General features: G+C 72.6%; 4 protein-coding genes. 1 reads left to right on the top strand and 3 read right to left on the bottom strand.

What is annotated here, in order from left to right; all coding sequences use genetic code 11:
- Positions 1-45 precede the first annotated feature (45 nt).
- The 3 genes from rocD to H5J29_RS23300 all read right to left on the bottom strand — a co-directional run bounded on the left by rocD (position 46) and on the right by H5J29_RS23300 (position 2,731).
- Positions 46-1,245 carry an ornithine--oxo-acid transaminase gene (gene rocD / locus H5J29_RS23310; RefSeq protein ID WP_181783176.1) on the bottom strand — a complete coding sequence of 400 codons (1,200 nt, stop codon included), beginning with the start codon at positions 1,243-1,245 and terminating at the stop codon, positions 46-48.
- Between the two features lie 35 nt (positions 1,246-1,280).
- The gene (ddaH, locus tag H5J29_RS23305) at positions 1,281-2,111 is read right to left on the bottom strand and encodes a dimethylargininase (protein ID WP_376768564.1); all 831 of its coding nucleotides are present in this window, start codon (positions 2,109-2,111) and stop codon (positions 1,281-1,283) included.
- Between the two features lie 137 nt (positions 2,112-2,248).
- Positions 2,249-2,731: an Lrp/AsnC family transcriptional regulator gene (locus tag H5J29_RS23300; RefSeq protein ID WP_220187814.1), complete on the bottom strand. Its 483-nt coding sequence runs from the start codon at positions 2,729-2,731 to the stop codon at positions 2,249-2,251.
- Here H5J29_RS23300 and H5J29_RS23295 point away from each other — a divergent pair.
- Complete coding sequence (locus tag H5J29_RS23295) at positions 2,730-3,959, top strand: arginine deiminase (RefSeq protein ID WP_181783173.1); 1,230 nt, start codon at positions 2,730-2,732, stop codon at positions 3,957-3,959. The genes H5J29_RS23300 and H5J29_RS23295 overlap by 2 nt on opposite strands.
- Positions 3,960-4,140: the final 181 nt, after the last annotated feature.

The raw sequence follows: 4,140 nt of genomic DNA, 5'->3' as shown, positions 1-4,140 counted from the left end.
CTGAGAGCACGAAACGTGCGATCACAGCGCGCCCCCACCGCACCCTCACCCCCGCAGGGTGTGCTCCAGGGTGTCCAAAGCCAGGTGCAGGTCGGGCTCACTGATCACCAGCGGCGGGGCGAGGCGGAGGGTGGGGCCGTGCGTGTCCTTCGTCAGGACCCCGGCGCGGGCCAGGCGCTCGCTCACCTCGCGCCCCGTCCCGAGCGCCGGGTCGACGTCGATCCCGGCCCACAGCCCGCGGCCGCGGACCGCCGTCAGCCCGCGCATCCCCCGGAGCCGCTCGTGCAGCACCGCCCCGAGCGTGCGGGTGTGCGACAGTACCGAGCCCTCCTCCAGCAGCCGGACGACCGCGCGGCCCACCGCGCACGCCAGCGGGTTGCCGCCGAAGGTCGAGCCGTGCTGGCCGGGGCGCAGCACACCCAGCACGTCCCGGTCCGCCACCACGGCCGACACCGGGAGCACCCCGCCGCCGAGGGCCTTGCCGAGCAGGTAGACGTCGGCGTCCACGCCCTCGGCGCGGGTGGCGAGCACGTGGCCGGTGCGCCCCAGGCCGGACTGCACCTCGTCCGCCACGAAGAGCACGTTCGCCGCCGTGCACAGCGACCGGACGTCCGCGAGGTAGCCCGCCGGCGGCACGATCACGCCCGCCTCGCCCTGGACGGGCTCCAGCAGGACGGCGACCGTCTCGTCCGTCATCGCGGCGCGCAGGGCCTCCGCGTCGCCGTAGGGCACCACGTCGAAGCCCGGGGTGAACGGGCCGAACCCGCCGCGGGCCTCGGGGTCGGTGGAGAACGACACCACCGAGATCGTCCGGCCGTGGAAGCCCTCCGCGGCCACGACGACCCGGGCGCGGTCCGCGGGCACGCCCTTCACCTCGTAGCCCCACTTGCGGGCCACCTTCAGCCCGGTCTCGACGGCCTCGGCGCCGGTGTTCATCGGCAGGACCAGGTCCTTGCCAAGCAGGGCGGACAGCTCGGCGCAGAAGGGCCCGAGCTGGTCGTTGCCGAAGGCACGGCTGGTCAGCGTCACGCGGTCGAGCTGGGCGTGCGCGGCGGCGAGCAGGTCGGGGTTCGAGTGTCCGAAGTTCAGCGCCGAGTAGCCCGCGAGCAGGTCCAGGTACCGCCGTCCCTCGACGTCGGTCACCCAGGCCCCCTCGCCGTGCGCGATCACGACCGGCAGCGGGCGGTAGTTGTGCGCCGAGTGCTCGGCGACCAGGCGTTCGTGATGGACGGTGGGCGACTCCACCGGGGTGGAGTGGGGGCCCAGCAGCGGCAGAGTGGTCACGCGCGCACCTCCAGCGTGCAGCACTTGGGTCCGCCACCGCCCTTGAGCAGCTCGGACAGGTCGACGCCGACGGGTGTGTACCCGCGGTCGCGCAGGGCCGCCGCCAGCCCGGTCGCGGCGGCGGGCAGGACGACGTGCGCGCCGTCGGACACCGCGTTGAGGCCGAGCACGGCGGCGTCGACCGGCGACGCGACGAGCGCCTCCGGGTAGCGGCCGGCGAGGATGCCCCGCGAGCGCGGCGAGAAGGCCTCCGGCAGGTAGGCGACGTCGTGGTCGCCGAGCACCGCGAGGGCGGTGTCCAGGTGGTAGTAGCGCGGGTCGACGAGCTCCAGCCCGATCACCGGGCGGCGCAGCACGCGCGCGGCCTCGGCGTGCGCCCTGGGGTCGGTGCGGAACCCGGTGCCCGCGAGGACGACGTCGCCGGCCACCAGGAGGTCGCCCTCCCCCTCGTTGACGAAGCTCGGCTCGCAGTAGGTGCCGGGGAGCGACCCCCGGAAGGCGGCGGCCTCGGGGACCCGCTCGGCGTACCGGAACCGGGCGCCGTACACCCGGCCGTCGACGATCGTGGCGGCGTTCGCCGCGTAGACCATGTCCGGCAGCCCCGGGACCGGGTCCACCACGGTCACCTCGTGACCGAGCTCGAGATAGGTGCGGCGCAGGGTGTCCCACTGCGCCAGGGCCAGCTCGCGGTCGACGGCGATCCCCGGCTGCATCCAGGGGTTGATCGCGTACTCGACGGCGAAGTACGTGGGCGGGCACATGACGTAGTGCCTGCGGGTGGGAGTGCGATCAGGAGTGAGCTCGGGACGGGTGAGAACGCTGGTCACAGGGCCTCCCTCACGATGCGGGCAGTCACACCATCGGGACTGGCTGCAACGGTAAAGAGGGTCGTGAGGCGCCCACAATCGCCGTCCGTTGCCCATCTGCGCACGATCGTTGCGCGAACGAGCTGCACAACGTCGTTTCAGTGCATGGTCGGCGGGGGCCGTCGGATCAGCGGGGACAGGACCAGCACGGACTTGGTCCGCTCCACGAATCCCTCGGCCCCGATCTGCTCCAGCACCCGCTCGAAGTGCCGCATGTCGGCGGCCAGGATCCGGACGAGCGCATCGGCGTCCCCGGACACCGTGCTCGCGTCGACCACCTCGGCCAGCCCCTCGACCGCCTTCCGGATCGCGCCCGGCGGCGTGGACGGCCTGCAGTACAGCTCGACGTACCCCTCCACCGTCCAGCCCAGCGCCGCCGGGTCCAGGCGCAGGGTGAACGCGGTGATCACGCCGTCGGCCCGCAGCCGGTCGACCCGCCGCTTCACGGCCGACGCGGACAGGCCGACCTCGGACCCGAGGTCGGCGAAGCTGCGCCTGCTGTCGGCCAGCAGCAACGTCACGAGGCTTTCATCGAGCGAATCCCACCGCACTCGCACATCTTCGACCAGGATGGTCCACATGTACCGGGTGGATTCCGAGGTCGGCACGCTGCGCCAGGTCCTGCTGCACCGGCCGGGCCTCGAGCTCAAGCGGCTCACCCCGTCGAACAAGGACCAGCTGCTGTTCGACGACGTGCTGTGGGTCCGCCGGGCCCAGGAGGAGCACGACCGGTTCGCCGAGGTGCTGCGCGAGCGCGGGGTCACCGTCCACCTGTTCGACCGGCTGCTGCGCGAGACCCTCGCCCTGCCGGAGGCCAAGGCCCACGCGCTGGACCTGATCTTCGACGACCGCATCTACGGCCCCCTCGCCGTCGACGCGCTGCGGAACATGTTCGACGCGATGGACGTGGACACCCTGACCGAGCACATGATCGGCGGGATCACCAAGCGCGAGGTGCTCGACCGGATCGAGGAGCCGCGGTCGGTCGCGTTCCACGTCCTGGGGCCGGACGAGTTCGTCCTCGAGCCGCTGCCCAACCACCTGTACACACGCGACACCACCGCTTGGATCCACGGCGGGGTCGCGATCAACTCCATGCGCAAGCACGCCCGGATGCGCGAGACGGTGCACTACGAGGCGATCTACCGGTGGCACCCGCTGTTCGCCGACGGCGGCTTCGAGATCTGGTCCGAGGGCTCGGCCAACGGGCCGGCCACCGTCGAGGGCGGGGACGTGCTGGTCCTCGGCGGCGGGGCGGTGCTCATCGGGATGAGCGAGCGGACCCGCCCCGCGGGCGTCGAGCGGCTGGCGCGGTCGCTGTTCGCCGGCGGCGAGGTGAACCGGATCGTGGCGCTGCGGATGCCGGAGGTGCGCGCGCTGATGCACCTGGACACCGTGATGACCATGGTGGACCCGGGGACCTTCGTGAAGTACGCGGGCCTCGGCATGCTCCCGGCCTACACCGTGGAGCCGGGCGACATGGACGACCCGGCCAAGGAGATGGTCATGACCGACCATCGGCCCGAGGACATGCACAAGGCCATCGCCGCCGCGGTGGGACTGGACGACATCAGGGTGCTCACCACCGAGCAGGACGTGCACGCCGCCGAGCGGGAGCAGTGGGACGACGGCTGCAACCTGCTCGCCGTCTCACCCGGGGTCGTCGTGACCTACGAGCGGAACGTGACCACCAACGCCTACCTGCGCCGACAGGGCATCGAGGTGCTGGACATCCCGGGCGGCGAGCTCGGCCGGGGCCGTGGCGGCCCGCGGTGCATGTCCTGCCCGGTCCAGCGCGACCCCGCCTGAGGGCCGGACGAATACACACCGTGTAACTACTCCATCCGAGTGACGCACCCTCGGGTGGCGGGCCGCTCCCCCGGCGACCGCCCGATCGTTGGCGCACCGTGGCGGTCCTCGAGCGAGAGCGTTCCCTCCCTGGGTTCCGAACCGTGCTGCGCGGCCTGCTCGTGCTCGCCGCGGTCGGTGC

Source organism: Pseudonocardia pini (genome assembly GCF_013870575.1).
GTDB classification, from domain to species: Bacteria; Actinomycetota; Actinomycetes; order Mycobacteriales; family Pseudonocardiaceae; genus Pseudonocardia; species Pseudonocardia pini.
This window is presented reverse-complemented; position numbering and strand designations above follow the sequence as displayed.

Excerpts from the sequence above, each read along its gene's own strand:
- H5J29_RS23295 (WP_181783173.1), top strand. The coding sequence starts at position 2,730 with ATGTACCGGGTGGATTCCGAGGTCGGCACGCTGCGCCAGGTCCTGCTG.
- H5J29_RS23300 (WP_220187814.1), bottom strand. The coding sequence starts at position 2,731 with ATGTGGACCATCCTGGTCGAAGATGTGCGAGTGCGGTGGGATTCGCTC.